Below are 18,204 nucleotides of genomic sequence, written 5' to 3'. Positions count from 1 at the left end.
CCCCCTTAGCTCAGTTGGTTAGAGCGACGGACTGTTAATCCGCAGGTCCCCCGTTCGAGTCGGGGAGGGGGAGCCAATTCTCAACAATTCCATAGACATTTACTACTATTTCCACTACCCTTCTACTCTAGAACTAAAACATTGAAAAAAAACTAATAAATGTTGCATTTAGTTAAATAATCAAGGACTTGATTCCTTTCCTCTGTAATATCAAAAAGATTGAAAAAATGGCTGGATTTAAAAAACTTATTTTAATACAAATAATATCTTGGTTATTGTGTGTTGCAGCAGGAAGCTACTTCATTTCAGTGGGCTTTGATAACGCGGTGAGCGAAGCACAAAAAAGTGCTCAAGTAACCGTTAGTAAGTATATAAATGAGCTGTCTATAGACGATATTTCTGCAGAAGACTTAAAAAAATCAATTGCAAACGGCAATACCTTTTCAAACTTCACGCTTAGAGATTATCAAGGCGCGGAAGTTTTCAGTGTTAATTCGTCTGAAGAGTTGCCAGCATTCGCCGAGTTTATTCAGTCTCAATTTAACTCTATACGCCCCCAATTTGCTGTCAACGATGCAGCAGATGTAAAAGTAGAATTTACGCTCAACATTCAACAACTAGCTTCGCAGCTACAAACGGCCCTCTTCATAGTAATACTTATATCTGCGGTGTTGGTGATCATTCCTATCATCTTACTTAAGTCAATTTTTTACCAGCTGAACAAAAATATCAGCACTACAGTATCTGACATCATTGATATTTATATTAACCAAAACCAAGTTGATGACGATCTACAAACTGCACTCGATGGTTCTAGTCTCAAAAAGCTGGGGAAAGATTTAGTTCCAAGCTTTAACCGGTTATCGCACTTTTTAAAGTCTAAAAGCCAAGATATACAAAATGCAGCAATGAGCATTAAACAAGAAGCCTATAAAGACGTTATCACTTCTTTAGGTAACCGAAATATGTTTGTTGAGTATTATGAAAAGCATATCGAGAACTGCGAGCAAAGTACGTTTGGCTCGTTAGCTATGGTGCGCTGCAGTGAGTTACAAGCAATTAATCAAAGCCGTGGCTACCAAAAAGGTGACGAGTACGTAAGGGGTGTTGCTGATATAATTAAACACTTGAGCGGCACTTATACTGGCAGCCAATTATTTAGACTAAACAGCTCTGACTTTGCTGTTATTTTACCGCATACACCGCTTAAAGAAGCTGAGCGTTTTGGTGAAAACTTACAGTCTCGCTTTACTCAATATCAACAAAACCAAGAATTAAGCTCTGTGGCTAATACCGGCATTGTGGGTTACGAAAAAGGTAAACCATTAGGCGAGCTGCTTTCGGTGGTTGATAACGCGATGAGTATGGCTCAGTCTAAGCAAACTAATGCATGGCACGTACAACGCGAAACCGATTTAGTCAATAATGTAAGCGCAGGCTTTGGTAACCAAAACTGGCGTAAAGTAATAAACGAAGTTATTGAATCAAAACGCGTGCATTTAGTAATGCAAAATATTATGCCTTTGGGTAAAAGCATTAAGGCATACGCCGAGATACAGGTTAGGTTTAAAACCGAAGATAACCAAATGCTCCCTACTGCATCGTTTTTAGCCATGGCTGAAAAACTCGATATGGCTATAGAAATTGACCGCCTTATCATCGACTCATCGCTTGAAAAAGTAAAAAGCCGTAACTTATCCGAGAAATTCTTTGGCTTAAATGTAACGGCCTCAAGTGCACATAACGATCAGTTTGTAATTTGGCTAGAGCGTCGCCTATTAAAAGATACCCATATCGCATCTAAACTCGTTTTCGAAGTAAGTGAGTTTGGTTTACAACAAAATATTAAAGCCAGTAAACGCTTTATTGATATGGTTCACCGAGTAGGTGCACGTATTACCGTTGAGCGATTTGGCGTCGGTTTAACATCATTCAAGTTTTTCCGTGATTTAAAACCCGATTTCATAAAAATGGATGCCAGTTACACTCGCGGTTTAGAAGACGATAAAAATAATCAATACTTTATGCGTCTAATGGTAGATCTAGCACACAGGATTGGCGTGAGTGTATTTGCCGAAGGTGTAGAGAGCCAAGAAGAAAAACACATAATAGAAACCTTGTGCTTAGATGGCGTTCAAGGCTACTACATCGAAAAGCCGAAAGATATTTAACCCCCTATTTTAAAAAAGAGCACTCGTTGCTCTTTTTTTGTTTGTGCCCTTCCCCTTTATTTAGCGCTACGGTGATCACTGCCCCCCTCAAATTAGTATGATTAAAGTCATCATGTTAAAGAAAAAAGTATGTCTAACTCATAGGTCTATTACATCATTATTACTGTTAGTTAATTTAATAATGTTTATTTAAATGATAATCACTGCACATGTTGTTAATCAGAGCAGAAAAAAGGATAATACACGGGACTTTAAAAGCGCGAGGCTCGCATGACTGAATATGTATTGTTATTGATTGGAACCGTTCTAGTTAATAACTTTGTGTTAGTACAATTTTTAGGCTTATGTCCGTTTATGGGTGTATCAGGAAAACTTGATACAGCAATCGGCATGTCTTTAGCTACCACCTTTGTACTTACGCTTGCTTCAGTAACTAGTTACTTGGTTAATCAGTATATTTTAATCCCTTTGGATATAGAATTTTTACGCACCATGAGCTTTATTTTAGTTATTGCCGTTGTAGTGCAATTTACAGAAATGGTGGTACGTAAAACAAGCCCTACACTCTACCGTTTATTGGGTATATTTTTACCACTTATCACTACAAACTGTGCAGTACTAGGTGTTGCTTTACTTAATATAAAAGAAGACCACTCGTTTTTACAATCAGCAGTGTATGGTTTTGGTGCTGCGGTTGGCTTTTCATTAGTGCTCGTACTATTTGCAGCGCTGCGCGAACGCCTTGCTGCTGCTGATGTTCCAACACCTTTTAAAGGCGCCTCTATTGCTATGATAACCGCCGGCCTTATGTCTATGGCGTTTATGGGTTTTACCGGATTAGTGAAATTTTAATATGACCTTGTTTTATGCCTTAATTGCGCTTGGCTCACTCGCGCTGGTTTTTGGGTTAATTTTAGGCTTTGCTGCAATACGCTTTCGCGTAGAAAGTAACCCCATTGTTGAACAAATCGATACCATTTTACCGCAAACGCAATGTGGTCAATGTGGTTACCCGGGGTGTCGCCCCTACGCAGAAGCAATTGCCAATGGGGATGAAATTAATAAGTGCCCGCCTGGTGGTGAAGCCACCATGAAAAAGCTTGCTGGCCTGATGGGCGTTGATGAGAAACCCCTTGCCGGTGGAGAGCAAGCCGAGCCAATTAAAACCGTTGCATACATACGCGAAGACGAATGTATTGGCTGTACCAAATGTATTCAAGCCTGTCCTGTAGATGCCATTGTAGGTGCTACTCGCCAAATGCATACTGTTTTAATAGACGAATGCACAGGTTGTGATTTATGCGTTGAGCCCTGCCCTGTAGATTGTATTGATATGCTACCGGTTGCTGAAACAAAACAAAACTGGAAATGGCAGTTAGATGCTATTCCTGTTACACAAATAGATTAGAGGTTTGAGTGGAAAAGTTACTTGAACAAATACAAAAAGGTACTGTTTGGCAATTTCCTGGCGGCGTGCATCCTCCACAGCAAAAATCACTTTCTAACGGTGCAAATATTGCTCGCCTTCCACTACCTGACAAACTTGTAGTTGCGCTAAAACAGCACATTGGCGCTAATGGTAAATTACTTGTAGAAAAAGGCCAACGCGTACTTAAAGGTCAAGCCTTAACTAAACCCGTTGCTAACTGGTCTGTACCAGTACATGCTCCTAGTTCGGGTGTTATTACAGAAATAGCGCCAAAGCCCTCGGCTCACCCGTCTGCACTGCCAGAGCTAAGTGTTGTTATTGAGCCTGATGGAAAAGACGAGTGGTGCACACTTAACCCAATAAGTGAGCCAAAAACACTAAGCCATACGCAGTTAGTTGATATAATTCATCAAGCGGGTATCAGTGGCATGGGTGGCGCTGGTTTTCCAACTTATATCAAGGCCGATACAAAGCAAAAAATAGACTTCTTCATTGTCAATGCTGTGGAATGTGAACCCTATATAACCGCTGACGACAAACTAATGCGTGAGCACGCTGCTGAAATTATCCAAGGCATCGAATTAATGCAACAACTTTTAGACCCAACAATTTGTATTGTGGGCATAGAAGACAATAAGCCAGAAGCTATTGCTGCAATGACTAAAGCGGCTGAACATAACAACAAAATTATTGTTCAAACCGTGCCAACAGTTTATCCCTCAGGTGGCGAAAAACAACTAATAAAATTGCTGACTAATCGTGAAGTACCCAGCATGGGAATTCCTGCTGATATTGGTGTACTCATGCACAATACAGGTACCCTTTATGCCGTACAACAAGCTGTTTACGAAGGGAAACCTCTTATAGAGCGAGTGGTTACAGTAACGGGTAACACTATACACAAACCAGGTAATGTATGGGCTTTATTAGGTACAGAAATCAAACACCTGCTCGACTGCCAAGGGTTTTCGCCAGTACCACAACAACGTGTTGTAATGGGTGGCCCAATGATGGGCTTTACATTGCCCACTGTACGGATTGGTGTAATTAAAACAACTAACTGTATTTTAGCCCCTGATCATAAAGAGCTTGCAGAGCCAGGACCTGAAAAAGCCTGTATACGCTGTAGTGCGTGTGCAGACGCGTGCCCGGCTTCGTTACTACCGCAACAATTACAGTGGTTTGCAAAATCTAAAGAGTACGACAAACTCCAAGAACATAACCTGTTTGATTGTATTGAATGTGGTGCCTGTGCGTATGTGTGCCCAAGCGAAATCCCACTTGTGCAATATTACCGAGTGGCTAAAGTTGAAATAAAAGAACAACAAGCTGAAAAAATAAAAGCAGATAGAGCAAAAGAACGCTTTGATGCGCGCAAGGAGCGTTTAGAGCGTGAACAAGAAGAGCGTAAAAATCGTCATAAGCGCAAGGCACCAGCTAAGTCTGATGATGAAAAGCAAAAAGTAGCGGATGCCCTTGCCCGTGTTAAAAACAAATCGAACGATGGAAATGAAAAGGCAGCCGTTGCTGCTGCAATAGCTCGCGCAAAAGCCAAAAAACTTGAAGGCCAAAATACTGAGATTGAGCCAGATAATAGTGAAGTCGCTAAAGAGCGTGCACTGCGCAAAGAGCAAGCTCGTAAATATAAAGAGCAAAAAGAGCTTTCTGAAGACGCTACAACCCCTGACGACAAAAAATCCGCAGTCGCTGCCGCTATTGCACGTGCTAAAGCTAAAAAGGCAGCCCAAGCACAAGGTGCTCAAACTAATACAGATGATGCCAGTACTGCACCAGCTGATGATAAAAAATCAGCCGTAGCCGCCGCAATTGCTCGTGCTAAAGCTAAAAAGGCAGCCCAACCACAAGAGGCTCAAACTAATACAGATGATGCCGATACAGCAGCACCTAATGATGACAAAAAAGCGGCCGTAGCCGCCGCGATTGCCCGCGCTAAAGCTAAGAAAGCAGCTAAAGCTGCTGAGCAACCAGATGAGCCAAGTCTCAACGACAAATCAACCAGTAATGTTAAATCTGAAGAGTCACAAACAGACTCTCCAGCAGATAACAAAAAGGCGGCTGTAGCTGCCGCAATTGCCCGCGCTAAAGCAAAAAAAGCAGCAAAAGAGGCACAACACACTGAGCAATCGACTGAGCCAAGTATTGATGAGCTGAAAACCGATAATGTTAAACTTCAAGAACCACAAACAGACTCCGTAGCAGAGAACAAAAAAGCGGCTGTAGCGGCTGCGATTGCCCGTGCTAAAGCTAAAAAAGCGGCAAAAGAAGCGCAGCAAACACAAAGCGATGAAGATACTGACCAAGTGGCGAGAACTGAGCCTGAAACGCCAAGTGAAGCTAACCCAGAACAAACCGCCGCCCAAAAGAAAAAAGCCGCAGTGGCCGCCGCAATTGCTCGCGCCAAAGCCAAAAAGTTACAAAAAGAAGGAAATGATCAGTCATGAAATTAACCATGGCCAGTTCGCCGCATAATCATAGCCATAAATCGCTAACACGATTAATGCTAACCGTTATTGCTGCGTGTATTCCTGGACTCATTGCTCAAGTTTTCTTTTTTGGTACAGGTGTACTTATTCAACTCGTCCTTGCTATTGTGGCTGTCACAGCTTTTGAAGCAGCAGTAATGCTAATACGTAAGCGCCCTGTTTGGCCTGCATTAAGTGATGGCAGCGCATGGTTAACCGCGGTGTTACTTGCCTTGAGTATTCCACCATTTGCACCGTGGTGGATTGTTATTATTGGTTGTTTATTTTCCATAGTGATTGTAAAGCAGCTTTATGGTGGCTTAGGTTTTAACCTATTTAACCCCGCTATGGCAGCTTATGTTTTGCTACTGGTATCGTTCCCTGTGCAAATGACTGCGTGGTTACCTGTTACAGATCTAGCAAGTAACCCTATTGGCTTTACAGAACAATTACGGCTTATTTTTACGGACTTTACCTCTACTGGTTATAGCTTAGATCAAGTACGTGCTGGTGTTGATGGCACTACAATGGCAACGCCACTAGACACTATCAAAACAGATGTAGCTCATGGTTTAACAGTGAGCGAAAGCATGCAAAAGCCTATTTTTAACGAATGGGCAGGCCAAGGTTGGATGTGGGTTAACCTTGGTTTTTTAGCTGGCGGGTTGTATTTACTAAAAGAAAAAGTAATTAACTGGCATATTCCTGTTAGTTTTATTGGTAGCTTAGCATTATGCAGTGCTATTGGTTACATAGCGGCACCGGGCACAGAGCCGGGTACTGTATTTCACTTGCTAAGTGGCGCAACTATGATGGGCGCATTTTTTATTGCAACCGACCCAGTCTCGGCCTCAACCACAAATAAAGGTCGCTTGATTTACGGCGCACTAATTGGGTTATTTGTTTATTTAATTCGTACCTTTGGTGGCTTTCCTGATGCGGTTGCCTTTGCAGTACTATTGCTAAATATTGCAGTACCACTTATTGACTACTACACACAGCCACGAACTTATGGCCATGGAGCAGTAAAATGATTGTTTCATCTATGGCAAAAAACGGCGCTATTTTAACTGCGTTCGCCCTTGTAACTACTGGGCTAGTGGCAACTATTGATGCATTAACGGCGGATAAAATTGCAGAGCAAGAGCAACTATACTTAACATCACAATTGCACGAAGTACTTGACCCTAATACCTACGACAATGACTTGTCGAAAGACTGTATCGTTATTACAGATGAGCGACTAGGACCATATAATTCGCAAGTTATCTACCGTGCACGAAAAAATAACCAACCAGTCGCCCTTGTTGTTAGGCACGTAACACCAAACGGTTACAGTGGCGATATAAAGCTTTTAACCGCCATATTACGCGATGGAACTGTAGCGGGAGTGCGAACCACTAAACACGAAGAAACACCAGGGTTAGGCGACAAAATAGAAATTAAAAAGTCATCATGGATCACAACATTTAAAGGCTTAACGGTGCACAGTGAAGACGATAACCGCTGGGCTGTGAAAAAGGATGGCGGCCAATTTGATCAGTTCACTGGGGCAACAATTACGCCTCGTGCAGTTGTAAATTCAGTTAAAAACGCCGTATTATTTGCGCAAAATGAGTTTGATACTATTTTTACAGCCCCAAATAGCCAGTGTGAAGAGGTAACCCAATGAGTGAGTTAAAAACACTGTACAAAGAAGGGATGTGGGTAAACAACCCTGCTCTTGTTCAACTTTTAGGGCTTTGCCCGCTGCTTGCTGTGACATCGACTGTTACAAACGCACTGGGCTTGGGCCTTGCAACACTTTTGGTATTAATTGGATCAAATGTAAGCGTATCTATTGTACGAAACTGGGTACCAAAAGATATACGTATTCCCGTTTTTGTAATGATCATTGCTGGGTTTGTAACCATTGTTCAATTACTGATGAACGCCTACACATTTGGACTTTATCAATCGCTGGGCATATTTATTCCACTAATTGTAACTAACTGCGCAATTATAGGCCGCGCCGAAGCGTACGCCTCAAAAAATCCAATTCATTTATCTGCCTTTGACGGATTAATGATGGGACTTGGATTTATGCTTGTACTCGTTGTACTGGGTGCAATGCGAGAACTCATTGGCCAAGGTACGTTATTCGACAGTGCCGATTTATTACTGGGTCCGTGGGCACAAAGTTTACGCATTGAAGTGTTTAGCTTTGACAATCAGTTTTTGCTTGCTATTTTACCACCTGGCGCATTTTTAGGGCTTGGGTTGCTCATAGCCGCTAAAAATGTGATTGATGCACAAATAAAATCAAAACAAATTGCACCGCCAGAAGCCGAAAAAGGCCCTCGTGCACGTGTTACCAGTTTAACTTAAGGGGAAACGTACTGCTTTTTAAGTAAGTACGTTTAAGTTATATGAATAAAGAAAAACGCTACCAAATACTTACACGCTTGCGCGATAACAACCCAAACCCAGAAACGGAGCTTGAATATTCAAGCCCGTTCGAGTTACTTGTTGCTGTTACACTGTCAGCGCAAGCCACTGATGTTGGTGTTAATAAAGCAACCAGAAAACTATTCCCTGTTGCAAATACACCACAGGCTATTTTAGATATAGGCCACGATAAACTCCGTGATTATATAAAAACCATAGGCTTATTTAATTCTAAAGCTGCCAACGTTTATAAAATGTGCCAAATATTGGTAGATAAACATGACAGCATCGTACCTGAAAACCGCGAAGCCCTAGAAGCCCTACCCGGCGTAGGTCGAAAAACAGCAAATGTGGTACTCAACACCGCCTTCGGCTGGCCGACAATTGCTGTCGACACCCACATCGATCGTGTATCGAACCGCACTAAATTTGCTATGGGTAAAAATGTTGTTGAAGTAGAAAAAAAGCTCGAAAAAGTAGTGCCAAAAGAGTTCAAAGTTGATGTCCACCACTGGTTAATTCTTCATGGCCGCTACGTGTGCACAGCCCGTAAGCCTAAGTGTGGTAGTTGTATTATTGAAGACTTGTGTGAGTTTAAAGATAAAACAGAGTAAAAGATAAGTTTACGCATAGTGATCAACTTTTTACTTTAAAACAGTTGTAGGACATTCGCTTGCGTGAACATTTATTGAGAATGAAACATTAAACATGGACGTGCATAAAATATAATTAATGCAGATTTACCAAGTATTAATTTCACAAGTGCCAATGCATTGGTTATGCTACTGAGTATTATAAGATTTTATTACGAAAACCCCTATGTTGCCTTTACTGCGAATATTATTAATTGAGCAAGACCAAGCCACTTTAAAAGAGTTGTCTACAAATCTCTCTAAAGCGATACCAAATTTTGAGCGAGACGATATCCATATCGATATTCTTGAGCGTTTTACGCTTAAAGATGCGATAACAAGTGTTGAAGAAGATGGTGATATTCAGGCTGTTGTACTTAGTTGGGATTTACAAAACAAGGTTGGCGAGAGAACGTATAGCCGCTTTATTGAGCAGTTAAAAGCCATTCGATTAGAGCTTCCAGTTTATGTAATTGGCGATGATACTAAAGGACTGGAAATAGTCAACGAGTCAGAAGAAATTGAATCGTTTTTCTTTAAAGACGAGGTTATTTCTGACCCCGAAGCTATTTTAGGCTATATGATCAACGACTTTGACGACCGTTCAGAAACCCCGTTTTGGACTGCGTATCGCCGTTATGTTGGCGAGTCGAACGATTCATGGCACACACCAGGCCATAGTGGTGGCTCTAGCTTTAGAAACTCGCCTTATATTAAAGACTTCTATCAGTTTTATGGCCGCAATGTGTTTGTTGGCGATCTGTCGGTATCTGTCGATTCGTTAGGCTCTTTATCTGATAGCACCAATACCATTGGGCGTGCTCAAGAATCTGCAGCTGCAACGTTTGAGGTAAAGCATACCTACTTTGTTACTAACGGGTCTTCTACTTCAAATAAAATTATTTTACAAACCCTGTTACGTAAGGGGGATAAGGTCATTATTGACCGTAATTGTCATAAATCTGTTCATTATGGCATTTTGCAATCAGCCAGTTTACCCATTTATTTATCGAGTATATTAAACCCTAAATATGGTATTTTTGCGCCACCTTCGTTAGCCGATATAAAACAAACAATAGAGCAAAATACCGATGCAAAACTACTGGTGCTTACCGGTTGTACTTACGATGGTTTATTAAGCGATTTAAAACAAGTTGTGGATTTTGCCCATCAACACGGCATTAAAGTATTCATTGACGAAGCCTGGTTTGCTTACTCTTTGTTTCACCCGAGCCTGCGTTACTACTCAGCCATTCATGCTGGAGCCGATTATGTCACTCATTCAGCACATAAAGTGGTATCGGCGTTTTCACAGGCGTCTTATATTCATGTGAATGATCCAGACTTCGATGCAGATTTTTTTAGAGAAATTTACAGTATTTACGCCAGTACATCGCCCAAGTATCAGCTTATTGCCTCGCTTGACGTATGCCAAAAACAATTGGAAATGGAAGGCTATAAATTACTTAATGCCTTGTTAAACCATGTCGACGAATTTAAACAACAAATGGCATCGTTGAAATACATTAAAGTGCTGGGTAAAGACGATTTTATGGAAATATTTCCACACTTTAGTGAAGATAATATGGGTCACGATCCACTAAAAATCCTTATCGATATTGGTGAATTACCCTACTCATTAAAAGACATTCATAAGTTTTTATTAGATGAAATTGGCCTAGAAATAGAAAAATACACTCACAGTACAATTTTGGTATTATTAACGCTTGGTGGTACTCGTTCGAAGATTATTCGTTTATACAATGCATTAAAAAAACTTGATAGTGGGAGAGTAAAACTAGCCAAATCAACAAGGCGCTCTCGCTTGCCAGAAAGCTTACCAGCCATCGATTTAGCGTGTATTCCAGGCGATGCTTTTTATGGCGAACGCGAGTCGGTGCCTATTGCTAAAAGCAATAATCGTATTTGTGCTGGTTTAGTTACCCCCTATCCTCCAGGTATACCGTTATTAGTTCCAGGGCAACACATCACTGAAGAACATATCGAATACTTAAAAGAGCTTGCCGGTCAAGGGTTAACTATTCAAGGTAGCTTTGATGGTGAAATTTATGTTCTAAAAGGTAAAATAGAAAAATAACCAGTATTTTACCCATTCACTTAATTAAGTGAGCTATTTTGAGGCTGGAAAAACGTGTTGATAGCTAGGCAAAAATATCACTATTTAGTTGCTCTAAATGAACATTTTGTAACGCAGGTAGCGACATGTTTAGCCTCGAAAAATGATTAAGTATTATTGCGGATTAGTATTACATACAATATTCTACGAGAAATTTGTCAGCAGTTTTTAAACCCTGCTGATGTTATTTTCAAAACCAAATACTTTTCTATTGGACAGGCCTTATTTTATATAGCCAACATTAATTAACCGATTAAATACAAACAACGCCTGAGTGTGCCATATAACTCGTTGATATCGATTGGTTTAGGTACATGAAAGATGAAACCTTGCTGGTAGTAATGTTTTACGTCTTTATCCATTACATTGGCTGTTAACGCAATAATAGGCAAATTTGGCAGTATTGTTTTTATCTGTTGATTAGCCTCAATCCCATCCATAATTGGCATGTGAATATCCATAAATACTAAGTCAAAACGTTCGGAACCAACAGCTTCAAATGCTAATTGACCATTTTCTACAATTGTAATATCGGCATTTGTTTTAGCCATCATGGCTTTAATCAACACTTGATTAATACTGTTATCTTCGGCAACAAGAATTTTTTTCCCCTGTAAATTGGGCGCTTTAAACGATTTTTTAGGGGCTTTATCTGCTATGTTATTTGCTTTAGGTAGTGGTAATTTAATCGTGACAGTTGTGCCAAGTCCTTGCTTACTTTGGATATCAATTTCGCCGCCCATCATTTTAACTAAACTAATAGTTATAGACATGCCAAGTCCTGTTCCACCATATTTTCTGGTTGTAGATGAGTCTGCTTGAGTAAACCGCTCAAAAATGTGCTCAGTAACTTCCTTGCTCATCCCTATTCCTGAGTCTACAACCTCTAGGTATATAGCCTCTTTACCTTCAAAAACTTTACTGCTCGCGTTTATTTTAACACTTCCCTTATCTGTAAATTTAACCGCATTAGAGCTTAAATTTAATAGTATTTGCTTAACTCGAACTAAATCACCTACCCAATATTCGTAATAACTTTCATCTTTATTTACGGTAAAGCCGATACGTTTTTCACTAACTAAGGAGTCTAAGTCATAGGTTATAGAATCTAATACCTCAGTTAATGAGAATGATGCTTTTTCTAACTGTAGTTGGTTGGACTCTATCTTAGAGTAATCTAAAATATCGTTAATTATGGTTAAAAGACTTTGCCCCGAATAAGAGGCATTTTTAAGAACTGCCCTTAACTCTTCAGGTAAACTAGTATTTTTTAGCAGTTGCAAACCACCTAGAATTGCATTCATAGGGGTGCGAATTTCATGACTCATATTAGCCAAAAAGTCACTTTTTGATTGTGCAGCATTTTCAGCAGCTAACTTTGCATCAAACAATTTTCGTATTGCATCTACTTTTTCGGTTACATCGTAATTTACACCAACTACTTTTATGGCTGCACCATGCGAATCTCTCAATATCTCTGCACTTGCTTTAATTGTCCGGATATTTCCATCAGGGTGTACAACGCGAAACTCTGGGTCGTAAATGCCTACCCCGTTGATTGCTTCATCCAACATACGTTCATTATGTTCAACGTCATCAACATGAACTCTATCTAGCCATGCTTGGTATGTGCAGGAAAACTCTAACTCTGAGATGCCGTATAATTTATACATCCAAGAATCCCATACTAGTTTTTCTGTTTTTAAATCTAACTCCCATACTCCAATACCCGCAGAGTCATTGGCTAATTGCATACGCAAAGCAAAAGAATCCACTTTTTCTTTCGCCGTTTTAATTTGTTGCTCACTCTGCTTTTGATGAGATATATCTTGAACGACAGACCAAATAAATGTTTCACCTTTGCTATCTGTAATTTTTATACCCGATAATAATACGGGATATACATGCCCATTTTTATGTATGTATTCTTTTTGATACGGCCCATACTGGCCATATTTAGCAAGTAATTCTAGCTGTTCATGTTCTTGCTTCTCATACTTTTCAGGGGTGAGCTGCCAATAGTCCATTTGATTTAACTCATCAACGCTATAGCCTGTGATTCTGCCAAACTCCTCATTCACAAACTCAAAGCTGCCGTCAGATATTGAATTAATTGCAATACCAACGGGTGCCAAATCAACAAACTTTTCAAACTTTTCTTTTTCTCCCAAAAACGCTTGTTTAAATCGCTGCTTTTCTGAAGCTTCGGTACTGATTTGTTTTTGGGCTATTTCTATATCGGATATGTCTCGACCAACCGCCAATATTAATTGACTGCCCTCTATGAATAATCCAGTCAAGTTAACTAAACAGTTAAACGTTGTGCCATCTAAACGCGAATGTATCCATTTAAAACTATGAAAGCCCTGTTCTATGGCGCAATTTATATGCGCTTTAGCTAAAACATCTGAACGATTACCACAAGGTTGTAACTCGGGTGACAAGTCAGCAGGACTAAGGTTTAAAAAGTTGCCCATGCTATTAACACCGTGCATATCAATAGCTGCTTGGTTGCATTCTATAAACTTACCTGAGCTTAAATCGATAACTGAATACGCGTCGGCCGAAGCGTCAAAGATTTTTTTGTACTTATCTCGTTCATAAGTAAGCTCAGCAATCGCTCGCTTTAGTTTTGTGTTTTCTTGCTCAAGATTATTTTTACTGGCAGGCACTACTTCTAACTCATTAACTACGCGTTTTACATAGTATAGAAGCGATGTAAAAATTTGGCAGCTTAATGGCAGAAAAAATCAATTATCTAAAGAGTTTATGCAAAAAAATCATTAACTATTTTCTACACAAACACAGCATTTGATAACTAACTTTCTATTAACTCAGAGCTATTTAAAAACTCAGCCATAGTGACCAAACGTTTACCAACAATAAATTGAACACTCGCATTAACCCATTTCTCAGAAATGTTCTTATAATTTAATTTAGCAAATACCCATGCTGTAGCTATAAAAAGCAGTACTGACGACAAAGAGTAAAACCAAATCATGTGCAGCTCTAAATACTGATATAAATCAATTCCAAAAAGTAGATCAAACCCAATAAAAACATAAGCAAGATAAAAGGGAACTGACATAAGTAGCAACTTGGTCAATTCTAATTTATGAGAACAAACTCGGTAAAAATCTTTTTGTAGTTGGTTAACTGGTTTTGAATAGTCAATGTTTGAAATTAAAACAATTTGGCCAATATTTCCTGCAAGCCCAATGATGGCAAACAGATTGAGAATAAAGGCTGAAATGATTGGCGCTGAAAAAGTAAAGCCTGCAGCAATATACTTCCACAACAGTACAATAATAATAAGAAACACACAGCTTTCAATTATTCGTGCCCATTTCATTTTATTAAGTGCTTTTATTTGTTTATTTATTTTTATTTCAGCAAGCTTTGCTTGATTAATTTCAATAGCACTATGTGTATCAGTGCTTTGTTGTTGCCAAGCGCTTTTAAAGTTATCTAAATTCATGTTAAGAATCCCGTGTTTCAAATTGAAGTTTTAATGTGTGTTTAATTCGACTAATTCGCGTAGCAACATTGGTTTTACTGATCCCTAAGCTATTGGCTATGCTTTCGTAAGATTCACTCTCTAAATAAAGGAGCATAATCGCCTTATTTAATTTATCGAGTTGACCAATAAACTCATATAACTGCTTTACCACCTCGTTGCTCTCATCTTCTTGCGATAAGTCAGCAATCTTCACTATGCACTCTTCATTTGCTTTATCTTCTCGCCGACTGTCTCTTCGGTAATAAGATATAGCTACATTCAGCGAAATTCGGTACATCCACGTTGAAAACTTATAAGCATTGTTGTAATTATCATAAGCTAGCCACATCGTTGTTAATATTTCTTGGGCTAAGTCTTGTCGGTCATCTTTGTTTTGACAGTATGAATTCACAATTTTATAAATAATGCCTTTATGTTGCTCCATTGCTTGAGCAAATTGTGTTTTTTTAGTTGTGGTCATTTACTGGTTAATCCATCACTTTTTCTTAATTTCATAATATTAAGACTTTAAAGTTTGTTTATTTAATAGCATAAAGTACTCTAGCCCTATTTACGGGTATGCCTTCGATATGCTTTAAATACTATTTAAAACATATCGAGCCTAAAATAATATCTGCTTAGTTTATTACCTAGTTATTCGCAGCAACTGCGAAAAAATCACAAGTTCAAATAAAATTTTTCAATTCAAGCGTTAAACGCGTTGTTAACTCTCTATTTTTAGTCGATGGTAAATATTGCTGAAGAGGCTTTATTAAGTGGGTTTAATATTTAAACGGTGGCTTTTAACCTCTCTGTTAAGGTTAAATAAACTGAAGTATTTTTTGATAGTAGCTAGCTAATCATGCATAAAATTAGTGCTTAAAATAACCTTTTTGTAAAAAATGTATAGTTTGATAAGCAACATTTTCGTTGTAGCGCATTTCAGAGTGGCTTACATTAATAGTAATAAAATCATGCATGTTCGCTAATTTTGTGGACTCAACCGATACAAGCCCATCATTAACACCATTAAATTTATCGTTAGTTAAGCTAGACGACTTTGTACCTGCTATTACGCCAAACTTTACAGTTAACTCTCCCAAATTATTACCAAGGCTATTCACACCTGTAACTAATGATTTGCTAATGCCGCCTCCTAAAGTAATTAACCAAGAGTTTTTAAAATGATCAGCCAGTTCACTCCCTTTATTTGGCGTGCCTATTAAAACGCTATTTCCTATAGCCACATTTTTTAGTGTGTGATTAGCGTTTTGTAAATATGCTCTAATTACTAACCCACCTAAAGAATGCCCTACAAAGTGCACTTTTGAAGAATTGATAATACAGGCATCAATTTGTTTTGTTGTGTCTTTCAATACTGCCTCAACACTTTCGCCAATTGTTGCGTAATCTAAACTGCATACTTTATACCCTGCTTGCTCTAGCCTTTGAGCTAATTTCCACATGGCCCAATCGCTTCTTCCTAATCCATGTGCCAGCACAATAAGATCTTTATCAATATCATCGCCCGACGAAGCTTGGTTCGTATTTACGCAACCTGTTGCTGTAAAAAGTGTAATAAACAACACGAATGTAATTTTTAATAGCATTATCTAACCACCTAAATTTTTACGCATCGAACTGAAAACATATACTCTTTATTAAGCTTCGCACGGCGAATTTCGCCCTTGTGAGAGTTCCACCACGAATAAGCAAGTGTTCTTGCATAAGCCTCAGAATTAGTTGCATTGGTGCTTGTCCAAAACTCGGTATACATACCCTGAGTGATATACCAATTTCCTAATTTGACCCCCGCAGGCATAGCAGAAAAGCCGTATTTATTTACTTGCAATTGATTAAAACGCTTAAAAATAGTGTCGGGTTGCTTTACTTTTAACGTAATTGCCACGTCGTCTTGTCCACGCCACCCAAGTTTATCCACGTCTGTTTTATCTATTCCTATAGCTATCTCTAAAGCTTTGTAGTCTTCATCAGAGGCGACTCGCCATCCTTCTGGGCAAAGGTTTCGCGTATCTGTTACGTCATACCAATCGTAAAGCCTACCATAAATAGCTAAATTACTTTTATCATCATTAGGTATAAAGCCAGTATTAACCTTTGAGCCATCTTGAAACTTAGTCACACGAAGGTTTTCAGCTAACCATATTTGTTTACCAATCGTAACTGTTCGATAAATATTACCTTCATGATCCTGAACCAACGCGCTATTTATTGATGGTTGTGAAGTGTTTTGTTCGCTAATAAGTTCATTCGCTAACGCTGTTGAGGCCGACATAAATATTCCCAATATATAAATGAAATGTTTCATAGGTGCTCGTCTAGTAAATATTGCTTTCTACAGTTGCCATTTAAATGCTGTTTGTTGTTCCGAAAGCGTCCATAATTTTGTTAAAACCTTTTTATCTAACACAAATGATTCGAGCTTACATTCGCCTACAGGGCCGCCAAAGTTTAAAAATCCGGTTGGTCCGTAGTAGGCATGCTGCTTTAGGTTACTTTGAGCTGCGCACATTACTTCTGGATAAGCGCCTTTTTCAGCTGATTGAGCAACACCCAGTTTGACCATAAATGACCACGATAACCTAGTAGCAAAACTTGCTGTTTCCCTAATTAATGATGTGTTTGATGCCCCAGGATGACAAACATATACTTCCACATTTTTATCGGCCGCTTTAACTTTATTTTGTAGCTCGTAAGCAAACATCATTTGCGCCAATTTACTTTGGCTATACACTTTATTTGCGTTGTAATTTTTATCCCAGTTCATGTCTTCAAACTGAATTGTTTTGAGCCCCATTTTGTGCCCTTCACTCGACACCACAACAATACGTCCCTTCGATGTGTTAATTCGCTCAAACAACAAACCACATAATAAAAAGTGGCCATAATGGTTAACCCCTAACTGGCTTTCAAAACCATCTGCTGTAAATTGTTGCTGCTCAACTTGCGCTATTGCACCATTACAAATTAGTGCGTTAATTTGAGGTACTTTTATCAAAATTTCTGTGCAAGCAGTGCGTACTGATGTCAAATCGGCTAAATCCAATGTTATAAAGCTGACGTTTGCGCCACTGCCAAATTCATCCTTGAGCTTTGTAATTGCCAGCACAGATTTATTTGGATTACGATTTAGCATAACAACATTGGCTCCCTTAGAGAGTAATATGCGAGTTGCTTGAAAGCCCGCGCCTGTATTTGCTCCCGTAATTAGATAAGTTTTACCATGCAAAGCGCTTAAGTTTTCAGGTGTCCAGCCGTTAGGCCCAAATTGATTTTTTTGCGTCATAATGTTGTCCAAGATGAATAATGTTAATTTTAATATGCAGACATTATAATCTCAGCCACACATGCTAAAAGGCGTAATAATCCTTAAAACATGCCTATTTGTATCACTTTGTTGAGTTA

At 39.1% G+C, this 18,204-nt stretch carries 15 protein-coding genes and 1 tRNA gene; 10 read left to right on the top strand and 6 right to left on the bottom strand.

What is annotated here, in order from left to right; translation table 11 throughout:
- From MTF67_RS14650 to MTF67_RS14605, 10 genes are all read left to right on the top strand, one after another.
- A tRNA-Asn gene (locus MTF67_RS14650) sits at window positions 1-76 on the top strand.
- A 151-nt stretch (window positions 77-227) separates the two neighbouring features.
- Complete coding sequence (locus tag MTF67_RS14645; RefSeq protein ID WP_248519934.1) at window positions 228-2,171, top strand: GGDEF domain-containing protein; 1,944 nt, start codon at window positions 228-230, stop codon at window positions 2,169-2,171.
- A 270-nt stretch (window positions 2,172-2,441) separates the two neighbouring features.
- The gene (gene rsxA, locus MTF67_RS14640) at window positions 2,442-3,023 is read left to right on the top strand and encodes an electron transport complex subunit RsxA (RefSeq protein WP_008134172.1); all 582 of its coding nucleotides are present in this window, start codon (window positions 2,442-2,444) and stop codon (window positions 3,021-3,023) included.
- A gap of 1 nt (window position 3,024) precedes the next feature.
- Entirely contained in the window at window positions 3,025-3,579 is a 555-nt protein-coding gene (rsxB, locus tag MTF67_RS14635; RefSeq protein ID WP_006794774.1) for an electron transport complex subunit RsxB, read from the top strand.
- An 8-nt stretch (window positions 3,580-3,587) separates the two neighbouring features.
- A complete protein-coding gene (gene rsxC / locus MTF67_RS14630) occupies window positions 3,588-6,062 on the top strand; it encodes an electron transport complex subunit RsxC (RefSeq protein ID WP_248519933.1) in 2,475 nt (824 codons plus the stop codon).
- Window positions 6,059-7,117 (top strand): electron transport complex subunit RsxD, encoded by a 1,059-nt coding sequence (gene rsxD / locus MTF67_RS14625; protein ID WP_248519932.1) that lies wholly within the window; start codon window positions 6,059-6,061, stop codon window positions 7,115-7,117. The genes rsxC and rsxD overlap by 4 nt, the downstream gene beginning before the upstream one ends.
- Window positions 7,114-7,755, top strand: a complete 642-nt coding sequence (gene rsxG, locus MTF67_RS14620) for an electron transport complex subunit RsxG (protein WP_248519931.1) — start codon at window positions 7,114-7,116, stop codon at window positions 7,753-7,755. Before rsxD ends, rsxG begins: the two co-directional genes overlap by 4 nt.
- Window positions 7,752-8,450 (top strand): electron transport complex subunit E, encoded by a 699-nt coding sequence (locus tag MTF67_RS14615; RefSeq protein WP_008131414.1) that lies wholly within the window; start codon window positions 7,752-7,754, stop codon window positions 8,448-8,450. Before rsxG ends, MTF67_RS14615 begins: the two co-directional genes overlap by 4 nt.
- Window positions 8,451-8,491: 41 nt before the next feature.
- Window positions 8,492-9,124 carry an endonuclease III gene (nth, locus tag MTF67_RS14610; protein ID WP_008131416.1) on the top strand — a complete coding sequence of 211 codons (633 nt, stop codon included), beginning with the start codon at window positions 8,492-8,494 and terminating at the stop codon, window positions 9,122-9,124.
- Between the two features lie 205 nt (window positions 9,125-9,329).
- Complete coding sequence (locus tag MTF67_RS14605) at window positions 9,330-11,240, top strand: aminotransferase class V-fold PLP-dependent enzyme (RefSeq protein WP_248519930.1); 1,911 nt, start codon at window positions 9,330-9,332, stop codon at window positions 11,238-11,240.
- A gap of 284 nt (window positions 11,241-11,524) precedes the next feature.
- Here the strand turns inward: MTF67_RS14605 and MTF67_RS14600 are convergent, their stop codons facing one another.
- The 6 genes from MTF67_RS14600 to MTF67_RS14575 all read right to left on the bottom strand — a co-directional run bounded on the left by MTF67_RS14600 (window position 11,525) and on the right by MTF67_RS14575 (window position 18,085).
- Complete coding sequence (locus tag MTF67_RS14600) at window positions 11,525-13,951, bottom strand: PAS domain S-box protein (RefSeq protein WP_248519929.1); 2,427 nt, start codon at window positions 13,949-13,951, stop codon at window positions 11,525-11,527.
- 146 nt (window positions 13,952-14,097) lie between these two features.
- Window positions 14,098-14,757 carry a hypothetical protein gene (locus MTF67_RS14595; protein WP_039036686.1) on the bottom strand — a complete coding sequence of 220 codons (660 nt, stop codon included), beginning with the start codon at window positions 14,755-14,757 and terminating at the stop codon, window positions 14,098-14,100.
- Window position 14,758: 1 nt separating this feature from the next.
- The gene (locus MTF67_RS14590; protein WP_248519928.1) at window positions 14,759-15,259 is read right to left on the bottom strand and encodes an RNA polymerase sigma factor; all 501 of its coding nucleotides are present in this window, start codon (window positions 15,257-15,259) and stop codon (window positions 14,759-14,761) included.
- 391 nt (window positions 15,260-15,650) lie between these two features.
- On the bottom strand, window positions 15,651-16,388 hold the full coding sequence (locus MTF67_RS14585) for an alpha/beta fold hydrolase (RefSeq protein ID WP_006794765.1): 738 nt from the start codon (window positions 16,386-16,388) through the stop codon (window positions 15,651-15,653).
- 11 nt (window positions 16,389-16,399) lie between these two features.
- Window positions 16,400-17,074, bottom strand: coding sequence for an FISUMP domain-containing protein (locus tag MTF67_RS14580; protein WP_006794764.1), 675 nt, complete (start codon window positions 17,072-17,074; stop codon window positions 16,400-16,402).
- 60 nt (window positions 17,075-17,134) lie between these two features.
- The gene (locus MTF67_RS14575; RefSeq protein WP_008131435.1) at window positions 17,135-18,085 is read right to left on the bottom strand and encodes an SDR family oxidoreductase; all 951 of its coding nucleotides are present in this window, start codon (window positions 18,083-18,085) and stop codon (window positions 17,135-17,137) included.
- Window positions 18,086-18,204: the final 119 nt, after the last annotated feature.

This window comes from Pseudoalteromonas sp. 2CM32C, assembly GCF_023161925.1.
In the GTDB taxonomy this organism is placed as follows: Bacteria; Pseudomonadota; Gammaproteobacteria; order Enterobacterales; family Alteromonadaceae; genus Pseudoalteromonas; species Pseudoalteromonas marina.
Note: the sequence above shows the minus strand (reverse complement) of the source record. Positions and strands in the feature narration are given on the sequence as shown.